17 protein-coding genes are annotated in these 18,383 nt (G+C 39.7%); 12 read left to right on the top strand and 5 right to left on the bottom strand.

Annotated elements, in window-relative coordinates:
- Nucleotides 1-18 precede the first annotated feature (18 nt).
- Genes JG738_RS03250 through JG738_RS03295 form a run of 10 tightly spaced genes read left to right on the top strand, consistent with a single transcriptional unit; the run spans nucleotide 19 to nucleotide 11,441 of the window.
- Nucleotides 19-525: a peptidylprolyl isomerase gene (locus JG738_RS03250; protein ID WP_201338348.1), complete on the top strand. Its 507-nt coding sequence runs from the start codon at nucleotides 19-21 to the stop codon at nucleotides 523-525.
- Entirely contained in the window at nucleotides 522-2,393 is a 1,872-nt protein-coding gene (locus JG738_RS03255) for an NAD(+) synthase (RefSeq protein ID WP_201338349.1), read from the top strand. The genes JG738_RS03250 and JG738_RS03255 overlap by 4 nt, the downstream gene beginning before the upstream one ends.
- Entirely contained in the window at nucleotides 2,393-3,472 is a 1,080-nt protein-coding gene (locus JG738_RS03260; RefSeq protein WP_201338350.1) for an epoxyqueuosine reductase QueH, read from the top strand. Before JG738_RS03255 ends, JG738_RS03260 begins: the two co-directional genes overlap by 1 nt.
- Nucleotides 3,465-3,911 carry a 3-hydroxyacyl-ACP dehydratase FabZ gene (gene fabZ, locus JG738_RS03265; protein WP_201338351.1) on the top strand — a complete coding sequence of 149 codons (447 nt, stop codon included), beginning with the start codon at nucleotides 3,465-3,467 and terminating at the stop codon, nucleotides 3,909-3,911. Before JG738_RS03260 ends, fabZ begins: the two co-directional genes overlap by 8 nt.
- A complete protein-coding gene (gene lpxA / locus JG738_RS03270) occupies nucleotides 3,911-4,684 on the top strand; it encodes an acyl-ACP--UDP-N-acetylglucosamine O-acyltransferase (protein WP_201338352.1) in 774 nt (257 codons plus the stop codon). The genes fabZ and lpxA overlap by 1 nt, the downstream gene beginning before the upstream one ends.
- Nucleotides 4,681-5,916, top strand: a complete 1,236-nt coding sequence (clpX, locus tag JG738_RS03275) for an ATP-dependent Clp protease ATP-binding subunit ClpX (protein ID WP_370583665.1) — start codon at nucleotides 4,681-4,683, stop codon at nucleotides 5,914-5,916. Before lpxA ends, clpX begins: the two co-directional genes overlap by 4 nt.
- Before the next feature lie 9 nt (nucleotides 5,917-5,925).
- Nucleotides 5,926-6,960, top strand: coding sequence for a rod shape-determining protein (locus JG738_RS03280; protein WP_201338354.1), 1,035 nt, complete (start codon nucleotides 5,926-5,928; stop codon nucleotides 6,958-6,960).
- Nucleotides 6,953-7,702, top strand: a complete 750-nt coding sequence (gene mreC / locus JG738_RS03285; RefSeq protein ID WP_201338355.1) for a rod shape-determining protein MreC — start codon at nucleotides 6,953-6,955, stop codon at nucleotides 7,700-7,702. Before JG738_RS03280 ends, mreC begins: the two co-directional genes overlap by 8 nt.
- A 44-nt stretch (nucleotides 7,703-7,746) precedes the next feature.
- The gene (gene carB, locus JG738_RS03290) at nucleotides 7,747-11,001 is read left to right on the top strand and encodes a carbamoyl-phosphate synthase large subunit (RefSeq protein WP_201338356.1); all 3,255 of its coding nucleotides are present in this window, start codon (nucleotides 7,747-7,749) and stop codon (nucleotides 10,999-11,001) included.
- Complete coding sequence (locus JG738_RS03295) at nucleotides 11,001-11,441, top strand: Sua5/YciO/YrdC/YwlC family protein (RefSeq protein ID WP_201338357.1); 441 nt, start codon at nucleotides 11,001-11,003, stop codon at nucleotides 11,439-11,441. Before carB ends, JG738_RS03295 begins: the two co-directional genes overlap by 1 nt.
- On the opposite strand, the gene JG738_RS03300 is transcribed toward JG738_RS03295, so the two are convergent.
- Together JG738_RS03300 and JG738_RS03305 are read right to left on the bottom strand one after the other, a co-directional pair.
- Nucleotides 11,438-12,565: a cytochrome-c peroxidase gene (locus JG738_RS03300; protein ID WP_201338358.1), complete on the bottom strand. Its 1,128-nt coding sequence runs from the start codon at nucleotides 12,563-12,565 to the stop codon at nucleotides 11,438-11,440. The two genes, JG738_RS03295 and JG738_RS03300, sit on opposite strands and share 4 nt — an antisense overlap.
- A 71-nt stretch (nucleotides 12,566-12,636) precedes the next feature.
- Nucleotides 12,637-13,092 carry a hypothetical protein gene (locus JG738_RS03305; RefSeq protein ID WP_201338359.1) on the bottom strand — a complete coding sequence of 152 codons (456 nt, stop codon included), beginning with the start codon at nucleotides 13,090-13,092 and terminating at the stop codon, nucleotides 12,637-12,639.
- Nucleotides 13,093-13,149: 57 nt separating this feature from the next.
- On the opposite strand from JG738_RS03305, the gene metH reads away from it, so the two are divergent.
- Entirely contained in the window at nucleotides 13,150-16,596 is a 3,447-nt protein-coding gene (metH, locus tag JG738_RS03310; RefSeq protein WP_201338360.1) for a methionine synthase, read from the top strand.
- 82 nt (nucleotides 16,597-16,678) lie between these two features.
- Here the strand turns inward: metH and JG738_RS03315 are convergent, their stop codons facing one another.
- Together JG738_RS03315 and JG738_RS03320 are read right to left on the bottom strand one after the other, a co-directional pair.
- Nucleotides 16,679-16,966: a hypothetical protein gene (locus JG738_RS03315; protein WP_201340473.1), complete on the bottom strand. Its 288-nt coding sequence runs from the start codon at nucleotides 16,964-16,966 to the stop codon at nucleotides 16,679-16,681.
- Complete coding sequence (locus JG738_RS03320; protein ID WP_201338362.1) at nucleotides 16,947-17,225, bottom strand: DUF4258 domain-containing protein; 279 nt, start codon at nucleotides 17,223-17,225, stop codon at nucleotides 16,947-16,949. The genes JG738_RS03315 and JG738_RS03320 overlap by 20 nt, the downstream gene beginning before the upstream one ends.
- A gap of 90 nt (nucleotides 17,226-17,315) precedes the next feature.
- Here JG738_RS03320 and JG738_RS03325 point away from each other — a divergent pair, with 90 nt between their 5' ends.
- Nucleotides 17,316-18,242 carry an A/G-specific adenine glycosylase gene (locus tag JG738_RS03325; RefSeq protein WP_201338363.1) on the top strand — a complete coding sequence of 309 codons (927 nt, stop codon included), beginning with the start codon at nucleotides 17,316-17,318 and terminating at the stop codon, nucleotides 18,240-18,242.
- Here the strand turns inward: JG738_RS03325 and JG738_RS03330 are convergent.
- Nucleotides 18,208-18,369: a hypothetical protein gene (locus tag JG738_RS03330; protein ID WP_159445316.1), complete on the bottom strand. Its 162-nt coding sequence runs from the start codon at nucleotides 18,367-18,369 to the stop codon at nucleotides 18,208-18,210. The genes JG738_RS03325 and JG738_RS03330 overlap by 35 nt on opposite strands.
- Between the last annotated feature and the right edge of the window lie 14 nt (nucleotides 18,370-18,383).

Consider the following 18,383-nt stretch of genomic DNA (forward strand, 5'->3'; position numbering starts at 1 on the left):
TATAAAAGGTTTGCGAAGATGTTAAACATATTTGGAAAAAAGCTCAAAGAGTATGATTTAAGTAATGTAGATACGTACCAGTGGGCTCATATAAAAGTAAAAGATAAAGGAGATATCTGGATAAAACTCTTTCCTGAAGAGGTACCAAATACAGTAGCCAACTTTGCCCATTTAGCCAATAGTGGTTTTTATGATGGACTCAAATTTCACCGTGTTATTAAAGGATTTATGGCACAAGGTGGATGTCCCGAAGGAACTGGCAGAGGAGGACCAGGTTGGGCGATAAAGTGTGAATGTGACAAAAATGTACATAAACATAAAAGGGGAGCAATCTCTATGGCACATGCTGGCAAAGATACAGGAGGAAGCCAGTTTTTTATCTGTTTTGTAGATTGTCCTCATATTGATGGAGTGCATACGGTTTTTGGACAGATCCCTGAAGATGATGCCGAATCTTTTATGACTCTTGATATGATTGATCAAAACGACATTATAGAAAAGATTGAAGTAAAAGAAAAAAGATGAGTTTTTACCGCGTTGCTGCAGTGAGTCCAAAGCTCTCTCTTGGCGACATAGCTGCAAATGTTGCTACCATCAAAGAGCTCATGCATGCATACAAAGATGCTGCAGTAATAGTTTTTCCTGAGCTCTGTATTACTGGCTATACAATGGGGGATCTTTTTTTGCAGCAAGAGGTTGAAAAAGAGGTTTTGGCAGCTATTGAGGAGCTTAGAGCTGCAGCGATGAATTCAATTGTAATTGTGGGAGCACCCCTTTGGTTTCGCCAAAGGCTCTATAACTGCGCAGTTGTTTTGCAAAATGGAGAAATAAGAGGTATTGTGCCAAAGAGCTATTTACCAAACTATCGCGAATTTTATGAGATGCGCTGGTTTGTAAGTGGTAAAGATATACATGGAGAGACACTTCTTGGTGCTCCTTTTGGTATCGATCTTCTCTTTCAAAGTGGTGAACTTGTAGTAGGAGTAGAGATTTGTGAGGATTTGTGGAGCGTAATTCCCCCCTCACTCTATCAAACTGCCGCGGGGGCAAATCTCATCTGCAATCTCTCTGCAAGTGATGAGGTGGTGGGAAAATCAGCCTATCGTACAGAGCTTGTGCGCACACAGAGTGCCAGAGGAGTATGCGCCTATGTGTATGCAAGTAGTGGTGTGGGGGAGAGTAGCGCAGATGTGTGTTATAGCGGAGCTACACTCATAGCAGAAAATGGAGCGCTCTTAGCACAAGGAGAGCGGTTTTCTTTTGCTTCGCAAGGATGTACTGCCGATATTGATGTAGCAAAACTAAAATATTTGCGCGGCACTGAAACCAGTTATGCACAGAGCGAGAGAAGATCTTTTCGCATTGTTGCATGCGCAGATGTTCCTATCCAAAAAACTCCAAAACGCTATTACGATCCTCACCCTTTTGTTCCTGGTAAAAAGGCCGATAGAGATGAGCGATGTAAAGAGATCTTTTCGATTCAATCGAGTGCTCTTGCTAGGCGCATACGGCAAATTGGAGATCCTAAACTTATTATTGGCATAAGTGGAGGACTCGATTCTACATTAGCGCTTCTTGTATGTGTTGAAGCGTGTGAGAAGCTTGGAAAATCATGTAAAGATATTGTAGCAGTCTCTATGCCGGGATTTGGAACAACAGAGGGTACAAGAAAGAGTGCTAAAAAGCTAGCAACTGCACTTGGTGTTATTTTTCAAGAGATCGATATTGTAGATGCAGTGAAAAAACATTTTGCAGATATTGGTCATGATGAGAGTGTGCATGATGTAACTTTTGAAAATGCCCAAGCGCGCTATCGTACTATGGTGCTTATGGATCTTGCAAATAAGTTGGGTGGTATCGTTGTAGGAACTGGAGATTTGAGTGAGATTGCACTAGGATTTAACACATACAATGGTGATCATATGGCTATGTATAATGTAAATGCAGGTGTGCCAAAAACATTGGTCAAGTATGTGATAGCTTGGGTAGCAAGTGTGAAAAAGGATCTGAGTGAAACTCTTACTCAGATCATTGAGCGTCCTGTTTCTCCTGAGCTTTTACCAGCACAAGGGGAGAAGATAGTACAAAAAACTGAAGAGATTATAGGTCCTTATGAGTTACATGACTTTTTCTTGTATCATTTTGTCAAATATGGAGCAGAGCCAAAAAAACTTCTCATGATTGCAAAACTCGCTTTTGGTAAAAAGTACTCTGAAGAGACTATCAAAAAGTGGCTCAAAGTATTTATTAAGCGCTTCTTTGCAAACCAGTTTAAACGTGATGCTATGCCAGATGGTGTAAAAGTTGGGACAATTGCACTAAGCCCTCGTGGTGATTGGCGTATGCCAAGTGATGTAAATGTTGCTCTGTGGTTAAAGGAGTTGGAAGAGTAATGCTAGTACATATATGTTGCAGTGTGGATAGTCATTTTTTTCTTGAAAAGCTCAAAGAAAAATATCCTCAAGAGAGACTTATAGGCTTTTTTTATGATCCAAATATTCATCCTTATAGTGAGTATAAACTGCGCCTGCTAGATGTGCAAAGAAGCTGTAAAAGGTTGGGCATAGAGCTTATTGAAGGGGAGTATGATTACGAAAATTGGCTGCAGGCTGTGCGAGGTTTAGAAAATGAGCCAGAAAAGGGGGAGCGTTGTAGAGTTTGTTTTGATAGACGGCTGCATGTCAGTGCTAAGAAAGCAAAAGAGTTGGGAATTAAACGCTATACCACAACACTTCTTGTAAGTCCTCTCAAATCGCAAGAGCAGCTTAAGCAGAGCGCTATCGAGGTAGATAGTAAGCTTGGTACGGAGTTTGTTTTTGAAGATTTCCGATCCTTTGGAGGGACGCAGCTACAAAGCAGAGTAACAAAAAAGCAAAAACTCTATCGTCAAGACTATTGCGGCTGTCTCTTTGGGCTTTCACAGCAGCGTGCGCAGCAAGAGGTGATTATGGATGAGATGATTTCACCCCTTATGCGTCAGATTCTACCAGCTTCAATTGAAGAGCGCCTTGCACTCTATCAAAAACGCATAGAATTAGAAGAGCAAAATATCTCTTACACAATTGTAAGAAAAAGATTTTTGAATTATAGACTTTTGAGAGGATTCGTTCGAATAAATAAAGAGGTTGTTCCAAGCTATATTTTGAGCTATTCACATCTGCGCCGCAACTATGCAAGAGCAAGAGTTGAAGAGATTATTGAAGGTGTAGGGTATGCAAATAGAGATGAGATTCGCATTATAGATCTTAAGTATTTACGTAATTATATGAATGTGCAAAGCATGAAGGAGCTTTATTACCGAGGAATTCCTTGGGAGCTTGAGCAAAAGATAAGAGCCGATATAGATGGAGAATGGAGTTTGTCACCAATTGTAGTTTTAGATAAAATTCCAGATAAGTTTGAGATTGCTATAGATGCTGTAAGTTATAAAGATGTAAAAGAGAAATTAATAATAAAGGATAAGAATGCTTGATGTTGTAGCTATACAAAATATTTTACCTCATAGATTTCCTTTTTTACTCGTTGATAGAGTAACAGATATCCAAGAGGGAAAGAGTATTATAGCTTATAAAAATGTCAGTATATCTGAGCCAGTCTTCCAAGGGCATTTTCCAGGCCATCCTATATACCCGGGTGTTATGATAGTTGAGGGAATGGCACAGGCTGGTGGGGTGCTTGCATTTAAGAGCGCAAGCGAGTCTGAACAGGAGGCTGCAAAAGATAAAGTGGTCTATTTTATGAGTATTGATAAGTGTAAGTTTCGCAATCCCGTACGTCCAGGAGATAGATTAGAGTATCGTCTTGAAGTTCTTAAACATAGAGGAAATATCTGGGTACTTGAAGGAAAAGCTTACGTAGATGATAATCTTGTAGCTGAAGCTGAGCTTAAAGCTATGATAGTGGATAAGTGATGATACATCCAACTGCAATTGTAGAACAAGGTGCTCAGATTGGGAATAATGTGACCATTGGTCCTTATGCCTATATCTCGAAAAATGCCATTATTGAAGATAACGCAACTATTATGCAAGGAGCCATCATAGATGGTAAAACAAGAATTGGTGAAGGTACAAAGGTCTTTTATAACGCTGTAGTAGGCTCTATTCCACAAGATCTTAAATTCAAAGGCGAAGAGGTAGAGCTCATAATTGGCAAAAATAATATAATAAGAGAGTTTTGTTTTATAAATCCCGGTACTGAAGGGGGAGGGGGAAAAACGATTATAGGAGATAATAATCTTCTTATGGCATACGTGCACGTGGCACATGACTGTATAATCGGAAATAACTGTATTTTAGCAAATGCTGCTACGCTTGCTGGGCATGTGGAATTGGGAGATTTTGTTGTCATTGGAGGGATGACACCAATACACCAGTTTGTGCATATTGGTGATTATGCTATGATTGCAGGAGCTAGTGCAGTAAGCCAAGATATTCCGCCTTACTGTCTTGCTGAAGGTAATCGTGCAAAGCTGCGAGGGTTGAATCTTACAGGAATTAGACGCAGACTAGGCAGCGATGTTGTTAATGCATTAAAACAAGCATATAAAGAGCTTTTTTTGAGTGGTAGACCTTTGCAAGATGTGGCAAAAGAGCTGCTTGAAGAGTCTCACAATGAACATGTAAAAAATTTGGCACAGTTTGTGCTTACAACAAAAAGAGGGATACCATATAGAGGTGAATGATGTTAAAAAAGTGTAGTTTTTGTGGAAGTTTTGAGAGTCGTGACAATCCTTTAATAGCTGGACAAGAGAAGAGTGATGTCTATATTTGTAAAAACTGTATAGTCTCAGCATATAAAATTCTTTTTGGAGATATTAAAGAGCAGAATGAAGAGGATATCAAGCTTGATTATCTTCCCACACCAAAAGAGCTTAAAGCTATTTTAGATGAGTATGTGATAGGACAAGAGAAAGCAAAAAAAGTTTTTAGTGTTGCAGTATACAACCATTACAAACGAATTTTCAAACAAAATGAGATTGAAGAGGATGATACAGAGATTGCAAAATCAAATGTTCTTTTTATCGGTCCTACAGGGAGTGGGAAAACTCTCATGGCGCAAACAATGGCGAAGGTACTCGATGTTCCTTTAGCAATTGCAGATGCTACGAGTCTTACTGAAGCCGGATATGTGGGAGAGGATGTAGAAAATATCCTCACACGCCTCTACCATGCTGCAGATGAAGATGTGAAAAAGGCAGAAAAGGGTATTGTTTTTATTGATGAAATAGATAAAATTGCAAGACTTAGCGAAAATCGAAGCATCACACGAGATGTAAGTGGTGAAGGAGTACAGCAAGCGCTATTGAAAATTATTGAGGGGAGTGTAGTCAATATCAGTGCGAAAGGTGGCAGAAAACATCCAAATCAAGAGTTTGTTCAGATAGATACTTCAAATATTCTCTTTATTTGTGGCGGTGCATTTGATGGTTTAACTGATATTATTAAACGAAGACTTGGTGGTAATGTCCTTGGATTTGGACAAGAAAAACGTAGCAAAAGAGATGAGAGCGATCTCCTTAACTATGTAGAGCCAGATGATCTTGTCCATTATGGACTTATTCCAGAGCTCATAGGGCGTTTGCATATGATAGCTACACTCAATGAACTGAGCCGAGATGATATGGTACGCATTTTGACTGAGCCAAAAAATGCTCTTGTGAAGCAGTATAAAAAGCTTTTTGCTCTTGATGAAGTGGAGCTTACTTTTGAAAAAGAGGCTTTGGAGGCAATTGCTGATCTTGCTATCAAAAGAAAAACAGGAGCTAGAGGTCTTCGTAGTATTATGGAAGAGATTATGGTGGATATTATGTATGATCTGCCTGAATATAAAGGGTATGAGGTTATCATTACACAAGACGTGATTACCAAAAAAGCAGCACCACTGCTTGTAAAAAAACAGAAAAAGAGTGCATAAGGGCGGAGTATGATTTTTGATAAAGTTATAGGTTTTTTTTCCAATGATATGGGAATCGATCTTGGTACGGCAAATACTTTAGTGCTGAGTCGTGGCGAAGGGATCATCATCAATGAGCCCTCTGTTGTAGCAATCAAAAAAGATAAATTAGGTAGGCAGCGCATCCTTGCAGTAGGACATGAAGCAAAAGAGATGGTAGGAAAAACTCCAGGCGATATTACAGCCATTCGTCCTATGAAAGATGGTGTTATCGCAGACTTTGATATTACTGAAAAGATGATTCGTTACTTCATTGAAAAGGCTCATAAACGCAAAGCTTTCATCCGCCCGCGTATTATTATTTGTGTTCCCTATGGTTTGACACAAGTAGAGCGTAAAGCTGTCAAAGAGTCAGCCCTCAGTGCTGGAGCAAGAGAGGTTTATCTCATAGAAGAGCCTATGGCAGCGGCAATTGGTGCAGGACTTCCTGTTAAAGAGCCTCAAGGAAGTTTAGTGGTGGATATTGGAGGGGGGACAACCGAGATTGGTGTGATCTCTTTAGGTGGTCTTGTTGTGAGTAAATCTATTCGTGTAGCTGGGGATAAAATTGATAATGCTATTATAGATTATATAAAGAAAAAGTATAACCTTATTATTGGAGATAGGGTTGCTGAAGAGGTAAAAATAGAGATAGGTACTGCTATGCCTCTTGATGAGCCTCTCAAGATGACTGTAACAGGAAGGGATCAGGTTGGAGGCCTTTTAAATAGTATAACTATTACAAGTGAAGATATTTATGAAGCAATGCGAGAGCCAATTAAGGCTATTGCAGAAGCGCTCAAAGATGTTTTAGAGCAGACCCCGCCAGAACTTGCTGGTGATATCATAGAAAATGGTATCGTACTTACAGGCGGTGGTGCTCATATTCGTAATCTCGATACTTACCTTTCACAAGCAGTAAAAATCCCTGTTTATATTGCAGAAGAGCCACTTCTTGCTGTTGCAAAAGGTACTGGAAAAGTTCTTGAAGAGATAGAGATCCTCGAACAACTTGCTAATGATTAAAAGAGTAGGTTTTGTCATAGCAGCATTGCTACTGGCGCTGCTCTTTTTTGAGATTGATACACATCTGCGCAATGCAATACTTACTTCTACCAATTTTATTAAATCAACTGTAGTAAAAACTTTAGATAATATTGATGCTTTTTTTTATAAATATCTCAATCAAGCAGATAAAATAGCACAATTACAGCGAGAAAATAGAGAACTACAAAAATCGCAACTTCTTGTCGCAGATCTCCATCAACATCTCCAATCACTTATGTATGATTGTAATATTTCTCTTCCATATAAAGTAGATTTGCAGTATGTACGTGCCTTAGCATATGAAAAATTTGGAGATTTTACTGCATTATGGCTAGATACAAAACTGCAATCCCAAAATATTGCTGGGCTACTTAAAGGAGAGTATGTTGCAGGTATAGCCATTGAAAAGAATGGCAAAACACTTGCACTGCTCAATGGTAATACAAAATGTAGCTATGGAGTTATTATTGGAGAGAAAGCACAAGGTGTTGCGACTGGAAGTGGTGATAATAGATTCGTCATTGTCAAATATATTCCAAATTATGAGAACTTTCACGTAGGACAACAGGTTGTAACAAGTGGGCTTGATAAGATTTTTGTCTATGGACTGAAAGTGGGAGTTATAACCAAAATTTGGCAAGAAGGAAGCTATAAAGTAGCTAAAGTACGTACTTTTGCTAATCTATCCCATCCAAGATTTTTTTGGCTAATGAAGTTATAAAGAACTTTTCGATAAAATCAAAAACTAAAATCACAAGGGTAACAATGCCAAAAAGAGACGATATCCACACGATTCTCCTCATAGGCTCAGGTCCCATCGTTATAGGCCAAGCATGTGAATTTGACTACTCAGGAACCCAAGCAGTAAAAACTCTCAAATCTTTAGGTTATCGCGTAGTTCTAGTAAACTCCAATCCAGCAACTATTATGACTGATCCAGGCTTTGCAGATCGCACATATATCGAACCAATTACAGAAGATATTATTTATAAGATTATTCAACAAGAAAAAGTTGATGCGATCTTGCCTACAATGGGTGGGCAGACTGCTCTCAATGTTGCAATGAGTATGTATGAAAAGGGGATGTTAGAGGGAGTAAAATTTCTTGGAGCAAATCCAGAGGCTATTAAAAAGGGTGAAGATAGGCAGGCTTTCAAGGAGGCGATGCTACGGCTTGGTATGGATCTTCCAAAAAGCCGCTATGCTTATAGCCTTGAAGAGGCGATGGAAGCAGCCCGTGAAATTGGCTTTCCTCTTATTATCCGCGCTTCTTATACACTAGCTGGTGGTGGAAGTGGTGTAGCATACAATATCGATGAATTTAAAACTCTTGCAGCCAAAGGCTTAGAGGCAAGTCCTATTAGTGAGATTCTCATTGAAGAGTCGCTTCTTGGCTGGAAAGAGTATGAGATGGAGGTAATCAGAGATCGCGAAGATAACTGTATTATTGTCTGCTCCATCGAAAACCTCGATCCTATGGGCGTACATACAGGAGACTCTATTACTATAGCCCCAGCTCTCACTCTCACGGACAAAGAGTATCAACGCATGCGTGATGCCTCTTTTGCAATTTTGCGAGAGATTGGTGTGGATACTGGCGGGAGTAATGTGCAGTTCGCAGTCAATCCAAAAACTGGGCGCATGATTGTTATCGAGATGAATCCCAGAGTGAGCCGCTCAAGTGCACTTGCGAGTAAAGCTACAGGTTACCCTATAGCAAAAGTAGCGACTCTTCTAGCTGTTGGCTATACCCTTGATGAGATCGAAAATGATATTACAGGTACTGCTGCAAGTTTTGAGCCAACGATTGACTATATTGTAACAAAAATTCCACGCTTTACTTTTGAAAAGTTCCCACAAGCTGACTCTACACTTACTACATCTATGAAAAGTGTTGGCGAAGTGATGGCAATAGGACGCACTTTTAAGGAGTCAGTCCAAAAGGGGCTTTGCTCCTTAGAAACGGGACTTGCTGGATTTGAGAAGATTGAAGCAGATATCGAGACTATCAAGCATGAAATCCGCCGTCCAAATGAGAAACGCCTCCTCTATATTGCGCAAGGTTTTTGTGAAGGATTGAGTGTAGAAGAGATCCATGAACTCTCACAAATCGATCCATGGTTTTTGTATCAAATAGAAGAGATTGTACAGTTTGAAGAAAAAATAGATCTTGATATTTTGCAAAATGAAGAGATGCTGCGCAGAGCCAAAACATATGGCTTTAGCGATAAGATGATTGCAAAGCTTATCAATGAAAAAGAGCATACAGAGCTTACAGAAAATGATGTGTACAGCGCCAGAGTCTCTTTAGGAATTGAACTTGAATACAACGAAGTAGATACTTGTGCAGCAGAGTTTCCAGCCCTTACTCCTTATCTTTATAGCTCTACAAATATTACAAAACTTCCAAAGGTGCAAAAAGAGTCAAATGAAGAGAAGGTGCTCATCATCGGTGGGGGACCAAACCGCATCGGGCAGGGGATTGAGTTTGACTACTGCTGTGTGCACGCTGCTTTTGCCCTCAAAGATATGGGGATTAAATCAATTATGTACAACTGCAACCCTGAAACGGTCTCTACTGATTATGATACAAGTGATATTCTCTACTTTGAGCCTATCGATTTTGAGCATGTGCGTAGTGTCATCAAAGAAGAGAATCCAAGTGGTGTGATAGTGCACTTTGGGGGGCAGACTCCCCTCAAACTTGCCAAGCCTCTCACAGCTATTGGAGCAAAAATTGTAGGAACGAGTGCAAAAGTGATAGATTTAGCTGAAGATAGAGAGAAATTTAGTGAATTTATAGCCAAAAATGGACTCAAACAGCCTCCAAATGGAACAGCTTTTACCAAAGAAGATGCTTTGAAAATTGCAGAAGAGATTGGATATCCTGTGCTTGTGCGACCAAGCTACGTGCTAGGTGGGCGAGCAATGCGCATCGTCTATAATGAAAGTGAGCTTAAAGAGTATATGGATGAGGCAGTGAGTGTCAGCCATGAATCTCCCGTTTTAATTGATAAATTTCTTGATCACGCAATTGAACTTGATGTAGATGCTATAAGTGATGGAAAGCGTGTATATATTGGCGGAATTATGCAGCATATCGAAGAGGCTGGGATCCACTCTGGTGATAGTGCTTGCTCTTTGCCAACAGTGACGATTGACGAGAAGATTTTACTTGAAGTTGAAGAGCAGACTGCAAAAATTGCCCTTGGACTTGGCGTGAAGGGATTACTCAATATTCAATATGCAATCTATAAAGATGAGGTCTATTTGATTGAAGTAAACCCAAGAGCATCACGCACCGTGCCATTTGTGAGTAAGGCTACAGGTGTTCCGATGGCAAAAGTAGCAACGCGTGTGATGATCAAAGGTGATCTTGTAGAGGCGCTTCAATATTATGATGAATATGGAGTAGTAGATTTTAGCCAAGAAATTCTCAAACCAAAACTCAAAAATCATATAGCCGTAAAAGAGGCAGTCTTTCCATTCAACAAACTTCCTGGAGCCGATTTATTATTAGGGCCTGAGATGAAGAGTACTGGAGAGGTAATGGGGATAAGTGAAAGTTTTGGAGAGAGCTTTGCTAAATCACAGTTTGCAGCAGGTAACCGCCTGGCAACTGCTGGAAAGCTCTTTTTATCGCTGACTGACTATGATAAGCCATATGCCCCAGAAATTGCGAGACTTTATAAAGATTTAGGATTTGAGATCGTTGCTACGCGAGGAACGCATAAAATCTTAGAAGATGCTGGAATTGAGAGTACGTTGGTGCTTAAAATTAGCGAAGGGCGTCCAAATATTGAGGATATGATTAAAAATGGTGAGATTGCAATGGCAATCAATACAAGTGACAATAAAGCAAGTAAGAGTGATGCAAGAAAGATACGCGAGCAGGTGCTGCGCCATCAGATCCCTTACTTTACTACTATTTCAGCAGCAAAAGTAGCAGCTGAAGCGATTAAGAGCCTGAGAGCCAAAGAACTTACTCCAAAAGCGCTGCAAGATTACCTCAGCGAATAATGGAACCCACAAAAGTTTACCTTGCTCAAACCGACACAACTGTCGGTTTTTTGAGCCAAGATAGTGAAAAACTAGCACAAATTAAAAAACGTCCTCCCTCCAAACCATTTCTCATAGCAGTATCTTCATTGAAAAATTTACAAAAGTTTGTAAGAGTTCCCAAAAAGCACAAAAACCTCGTGAGGCGAGCGAAAAAAACTACTTTTATCTACCCGAATGGTAAAGCGGTACGTGTGATAAACAGCGGGGAGCACTATAAGTTTTTACAAAAGTTTGGTTGGTTCTATTCTACAAGTGCCAATGAGAGTGGAAAGAGATTTGAGAGAGAGTGGGCTATAAAGCGAGCCGATATCGTTGTAGAAGATTGGCGAGGGCTCTATGAGAGTGCGCCATCAAAGATTTTTAAATTGTCAAAAAAAAGAGTTGTGAAAGTTCGCTAAATACCATAATCAACTATTTTGCCTTCTAATGTGTGGAAAAATGCTTCTATAGCATCAATTTGGTTCTCATTTAACTCTAAGTCTCTTTGATATTTCCCCATAATACGAATGGCTTCTTTGAGATCTTTTACAGCTCCATTGTGAAAGTAGGGGGCAGTTTTTGTAATATTCCGTAAGATTGGAACTTTAAAATATCTTGCACTATTTTTGCCATAGTAGTGGCCAAAATTAGGAAATGGATAGGGTTCATAAGAAATATTTGTATCGAAACGTAATTCTTTGAAGTAGTATTTGCCCTCATGAAAACCAAAAACCGGATAAATTGGAGTATGGCGCTCAATGATAGGGAATTTTTGTATAATTTTCCCACCAATACTACGTCCCATATGGCATGCTTTACAACCGATGCTAATGAAAAGTTTCAAACCTTTTTGCTCTTTTGGATTCAATGCACTCAGATTACCATCGAGAAAATCATCAAACCGCCCTCGTGTGAGGAGTGTTCGTTCATAGGCTCCTATCGCTTTGGTAACACGATCAATTGTAATAGTCTCATCGCCAAAAACCTCTTTAAACATCTTGCGGTAAGATGGATTTTGTCGTACCCGTTCTACCACCTCTTTTGGCGTCATTGCCATTTCAAAAGGTGCTTGTAATGGCCCTTTGGCTTGTTCTTCGACACTTTTAGCTCTTCCATCCCAAAATTGAAACTTTTGAAGCGCTGCATTAAGTACAGTTGGAGAATTGAGATGATGAGGATTTTTTCGATTCTTATAACCGATTGCTGTTGGCCTGTTATCATCTCCACCACTATCGAGATTATGGCAGCTTGCACAGCTAATCGTTCCATCTCTAGATAGGCTTGGATCAAAAAAGAGCATTTTTCCAAGAAGAATTTTTTCTTTTGTGAGTCGATTGGATGGTGTATCAAGGAGTTTCATAAGATCATTAAAATTTTTGGGATTGGATCGAAATCCAGCTGCAATCGCTTGTTTGCGTAGCTGCTGAGAGGAAATCTCTTGACTAGAAGTTTTGAGGATAATATATGTACTCATTTTTCCGACAATATAGGGAGTTGAAAAAATAAAAAGAGGTAATACAATAAAAATTAAGACTTTTTTCATTTTTTTATTTATCTCCTTTTAGTTCTTGTTTCTATTGTAAACTTTTTTTATTCTCTTTATATTGATTCTTATCAATTCTTTAAAGGATTCTCATCCCGGTGTGGTTTCCAGCACTCATTGAAGAATTTTTGCTCATTTTCTAAGAGCGCTTTATCACATGAATCTATTATATTTTTTGCCCACTCTTCAATTTTTTTGCCAGCTTCTTCGCCAAATTTCATAAAGACTGCTCTATTGTAATCTTCACTAGTATATGTCTTTTCTCCGACGAAAGGAAATCCATTGAGTGCTTGGAGTTTAAATAGAGCAAATGTCTCTTCATCGAGATTTTCTGGGGCTTTTTTAAGCTTTTTAGTGACATATTCTCGCTCTTTTTCCCTGCGCTTTCTGTAAGAGAGGTTTTTAAATATTGCATACTTTGTAGCTTCCGCGATGCCAATTGCTTCGGCTATCTTTTCATTAAATCCTAAAGCAATTGCGCGAAACTTTTGGAGTGCTGCCATTTTGGGAAAGCGGTTGATAAACATTGCAAACTCCTTTTAAATATAATAGTATAATGGCAAAAAAATTTAAAGAGGTGCAGATTGATTAAAGAGCTGCTAAAAAAGCGGATTTTAGTCATCGATGGCGCGATGGGTACACAGCTTCAAGCAAAAGCAAAAGAGATACCGCCTGAAGCATGGCAAGGCAAAGAGGGATGCAATGAGCTTTTGAATAGGACGGCACCTGAGGTTATCAGGTCAATCCATGAAGCATATGCCAAAGTAGGTGCCGACATCATTAAAACGAACACTTTTGGCTCAATGCCCTGGGTTCTGGAAGAGTATGATTTAGCTGCTGAAGCGTATGATCTGACAAGGCGAGGGTGTGAGCTAGTCAAAGAGGTTTGCGAAGCTTATAGTACACCGGAAAAACCGCGTTTCGTAGCCTGCTCTTTGGGTCCCGGAACAAAACTGCCAAGTCTTGGGCATATCGATTATGATGCAATGTATGCAGGATACTCAGAAGCGGCACGTGGAGCTAAAGATGGAGGTGCAGATCTATTCTTACTTGAGACCTGTCAAGATCCTTTGCAGATCAAAGCGGCAATCCATGCTTGTCAAGATACAGCTCCCCAAATTCCCATTATGGTAAGTGTTACCATTGAGCAAAACGGTACGATGCTTATCGGTACCGATGCGGCAACGATTGCGACTATTTTAGAGCCATTTGACATTATCTCTTTGGGATTTAACTGCGGAACCGGTCCGGATATGGTTGAAAAGCATGTAAAAATCTTAAGTGAAGTATGGGATCGGCCAATCAGTGTGCATGCCAATGCAGGGCTTCCTCAAAACAGAGGAGGTTATACCTACTATCCTATGGGACCAAAAGAGTTTACAGAACTTGAAGCAAAATTTACTGCCATACCGGGCGTGGCTTTGCTTGGTGGATGTTGCGGAACCACACCGCAACATATCAAAGCTTTGGTAGATGCGGTTGAAGGCAAAAAGCCCCTTCCTCCAAAAGGAAGGCAGCCAAGAAGTATTGCAAGCCTCTTTGAATCAAGAACACTTCATCAAGATCCTCCTCCTTTTTTAATGGGTGAGCGAAGCAATGCAACAGGAAGCAAAGCTTTTAGAGAACTTCTTTTAAAAAGCGATTATGAAGGGACTTTGAGTGTCGCTCAGCAGCAGGTTCGAAGCGGAGCACATGGTATTGATGTAAGTGTCGGATTTGCAGGGCGCGATGAGACGAAAGATATGAAAGAAGTCATCAAGCTCTACAATGAAAAGATCCCGATTCCTCTCATGCCGGACTCCACGCAAGTTCCAGCTATAGAAATAGCTCTCAAGCATATTGGCGGACGTCCGATTATCAACTCAGCTAACCTCGAAGATGGGATAGAGAAGTTTGACAAGATCTGTTCATTGGCAAAGCGCTATGGTGCGGCATTGGTACTGTTGGCAATTGATGAAGAGGGGATGGCAAAGACAAAAGAGAAAAAATTGGCGGTTGCTGAGCGGATGTATGAAAGAGCTGTAAATCTACATGGTCTCAATCCCGGTGATCTTGTTTTTGATCTTTTAACCTTTACTGTTGGAAGTGGGGATGAGGAGTATCAAACAGCAGCTATTGAGACCATTGAAGCGATCAGGGAGCTTAGAAAGCGCCATCCGGAAGTGGGAGCCGTTTTAGGAGTATCCAATATCAGCTTTGGTCTTGAAAAGCATGCTAGAGAATACCTCAACAGCGTCTTTTTGCACCATTGTGTCCAAGCCGGTCTTACGATGGCGATTGTCAATGTCAAAAATCTCATCCCCTATCATAAGATTAGCGAAGAGGATCGCAAAGTTTGTGAGGATCTGCTCTTTAACAGGCGTGAAAATGGCGATCCACTCTTTGCCTTCATCGAACACTTCAGTAAAGCAGAAAAAAAAGAGACTGCAAGTGATGATGAACTGAGCAAACTCCCACTTGAAGAACAGATTCATAAGCTTCTCATTGACGGGGACAAAGAGCGGATGATGCCGCTGCTTGAAAAAGCAAAAGATGTGATAGATCCAGAAAAGATTATCAATGAGATATTAATTGGAGCTATGAAAGAGGTGGGAGATCTTTTTGGAAGCGGGCAGATGCAGCTGCCATTTGTGCTGCAAAGTGCAGAGGTGATGAAAGCAGCAGTAGATTATCTTAATCAGTTTTTGCCAAAAAAAGAAAAACAATCGCAAACCACTCTTATTTTAGGAACAGTGAAGGGGGATGTGCATGATGTTGGCAAAAACCTAGTGGATATTTTGCTTACCAACAATGGCTTTAAAGTCGTCAATCTTGGTATTAAAGTGGAGCTTGAAGAGTTTATCAAAGCCTATGAAGAGCATAATGCCCAAGCGATTGGAATGAGTGGACTGCTGGTTAAATCCACGCAAGTGATGTTGGAAAATCTTAAAGAGATGAAGCAAAAAGGAATTGATGCGCCTGTGCTTTTGGGTGGGGCTGCGCTGACAAAGAAGTTTGTGGATGAGTTTTGTCGTCCAGCCTATGATGGACCTATCTTTTATTGCCGTGATGCTTTTGATGGGATTGTGGCGATGAGCAGAATCGAAAAAGGAAACTTTGATACAAAGCTTGGAAGTGACAAGGATGAAGAGGAGATTGTTGAGGTTAAACCAAAAGAAGAGATAAAGATCGATCCGGCAAATATCATTTTGCCAAAACCAGCCCCTGTACCTATCCCACCATTTTGGGGTAGAAAGAGACTTGAGATTGACCCCGATATCGCCTATGAGTGGATCAACAAAAGGCTTTTATTTAAACAGCGCTGGGGATATAAATCAAAGGGTCAGAGCAAAGAGGAGTATCAAAAGCAGCTGGATGAAAAGGTGCTTCCAGCTTTCAATAGACTAAGAAAAGAGTTGAAAGATATTTTTGAGCCAACAATTCTCTATGGATATTGGCCTGCGAGAGCTGTGGATAATGAGCTCTATGTTTTTGGAGAGGAGTTTGGTTGGCAAAGAGATGAGGATGCCAATCGTGAACCGATAGAAAATATCATCGGTGATGCGATCGAGATTTTCACCTTTCCAAGGCAGTCTAAACCGCCCCACAGATGCATTGCAGACTATTTTCATCGTGATCGAATGGATGTGAGTGCTTTTACTTGTGTGAGTGCTGGAAGCAAGTTTAGTGAGTATGAGGGAGAGCTTTTTAAAGCAGGAAAATATCATGAGTATCATTTGGTGCATGGTTTAAGTGTTGAACTTGCCGAAGCGCTGGCTGAGATTGCCCATAAGCAGATACGCATAGAGCTTGGGATTTTACGCAACGAAAAGCCAGATCTACGCGATGTAAAAATGGTAGGCTATCAAGGAGCCAGATATTCACCGGGTTATCCTGCTTGTCCCGATCTTGAGCTCAACCGCCATATCTTCAATCTCTTAAAACCAGAGGAATTTGGAATTGAGCTGAGTGAAACATTTCAAATCCATCCTGAGCAGTCAACTTGTGCGATAGTGGTACATCATCCAGAGGCGAAGTATTTTAACGTTTAGAGATGATAAGTACAAAGAATTTGAAGTAATATTATAGCTATCATAATAATTGTTTATAAAAAATTTTTAGTATTAAACAAACCTACAAATCTATCTTAATCTTTCCGGTTGCGAAATTATGTACAAGTGCTTGGATGAGGTTTTGATAACTGATACCAAGCTCTTTAGCTTTAGCCTTTACTGCTGCTAAATCTGTTATGCTAAAGCGGATAGTAACAGGCTTTTTTTTGCGTAAAGATTTTGTATATTTTGCAAATTTTGCATATTTTTCTCTATCCTCTTTTTTCAATATACTTTTTGCATTTTCTATATTTTCCAAGATTTCCATCTCTTCTAAATTGTAAAAAAAGTCATTTTTTCCCATTTTCATACTCCTTTTTAAGTTTTCGACTTGGTATTATTGTTTTTAAAAAGATCTCCTTTTCATTTTCTACAAATGGAACATAACATAAATAATCATTGAGTCTTAAAATAAATATCTTTTGATTTGGATATTTATCTTTGTTCGGATGTTCTTTGATATCAATAATTTCTTTATTTTCTAAAGCATCTAAAACCATTTCAAATGAAAAACCTCGCGTAAGTTGTAAAATCTGATTTTTCTCTTCGTTCCATTTAATCTCTTTCATGTGAACTATAATAACAAAATGTACATATATAGTCAATACAAAAGTTTTAAGATATAATAATTTTTCAGTATAACGAAATAATAAAATCCAATGGAAAAAACTCTCATGCTTCTAAAATGGTTTAAGCAACATGGGCGCCACGATCTTCCCTGGCGCCAAACAGATAATCCTTACCATATCTATGTGAGCGAAATAATGCTCCAGCAGACACAAGTGGAGCGGGTGCTGCAAAAGTATAAGCCGTTTTTGCAAAAGTTTCCTACACTTCGAAGTCTGCGCAGGGCAAGTGATGAAGAGCTTTTGGCTCAGTGGAGCGGACTGGGGTATTACCGCAGAGTATTGGCTATGAAAAGAGTTGCGGAGCTTGTAGATACATTACCGAAAAATATTCAAGAATTACAAAAACTGCCAGGTATTGGCAAATATACCGCTCACGCAATTGCTTCATTTGCATATAATCAGCCTGTTCCTATGGTGGATGTGAATATCGAGAGAGTTTTGCGGCGCTTCTTTGCACTTACTGGCTCGCAAAAAGAGGTATGGCAAAAAGCTAGCGAATTTTTAGATAAAACCTCTCCCAAAGAGCACAATCTTGCACTTATGGATCTTGGAAGTCTTGTATGTGTACAGAATCCAAGGTGTGAAATTTGCCCATTGCAAAAAAGTTGCAAAGGACAAAATGAGCCACAAACCTACTGGAGCAAAGGAAAAAAAGCGTATGAAAAGCTCGATCTTCACTATGCTCTTTTTGTCAAAGATAAAAAAATTGCACTCACGTATTCCAAAGGCTCTATGTACAAAGGGATGCTCCTTTTACCTGAAGCAAAGAGAAGAGAGAAGCTCCTTGGAACTTTCAAACACAACTATACAAAATATGCAATTACCATTTACTGCTACGCTGAAGAGGTTGAGGGAGATTTTATATGGATGGATTTAGAAAAAGCGCGTAATGCCCATTTACCAACATTGGTGAAAAAGGCTCTCAAGTTTTGTGACGACTTTTCCAAGTTTTTTTGATATTCCAAACCATTAAAGCACCAAAGAGCAGTGCAATGCTTGCATAAAGAGCAGCAGCTGTAAAGTCTTTTTGCATGAGCGCCCAGAAAGTGAGTACAAGAAAAAGAGTTGTTACTATTAAACACATACTATTTCCTCAAA

Origin of the sequence: Nitratiruptor sp. YY08-26 (assembly GCF_016593215.1) — a bacterium.
Lineage (GTDB): Bacteria > Campylobacterota > Campylobacteria > Campylobacterales > Nitratiruptoraceae > Nitratiruptor > Nitratiruptor tergarcus.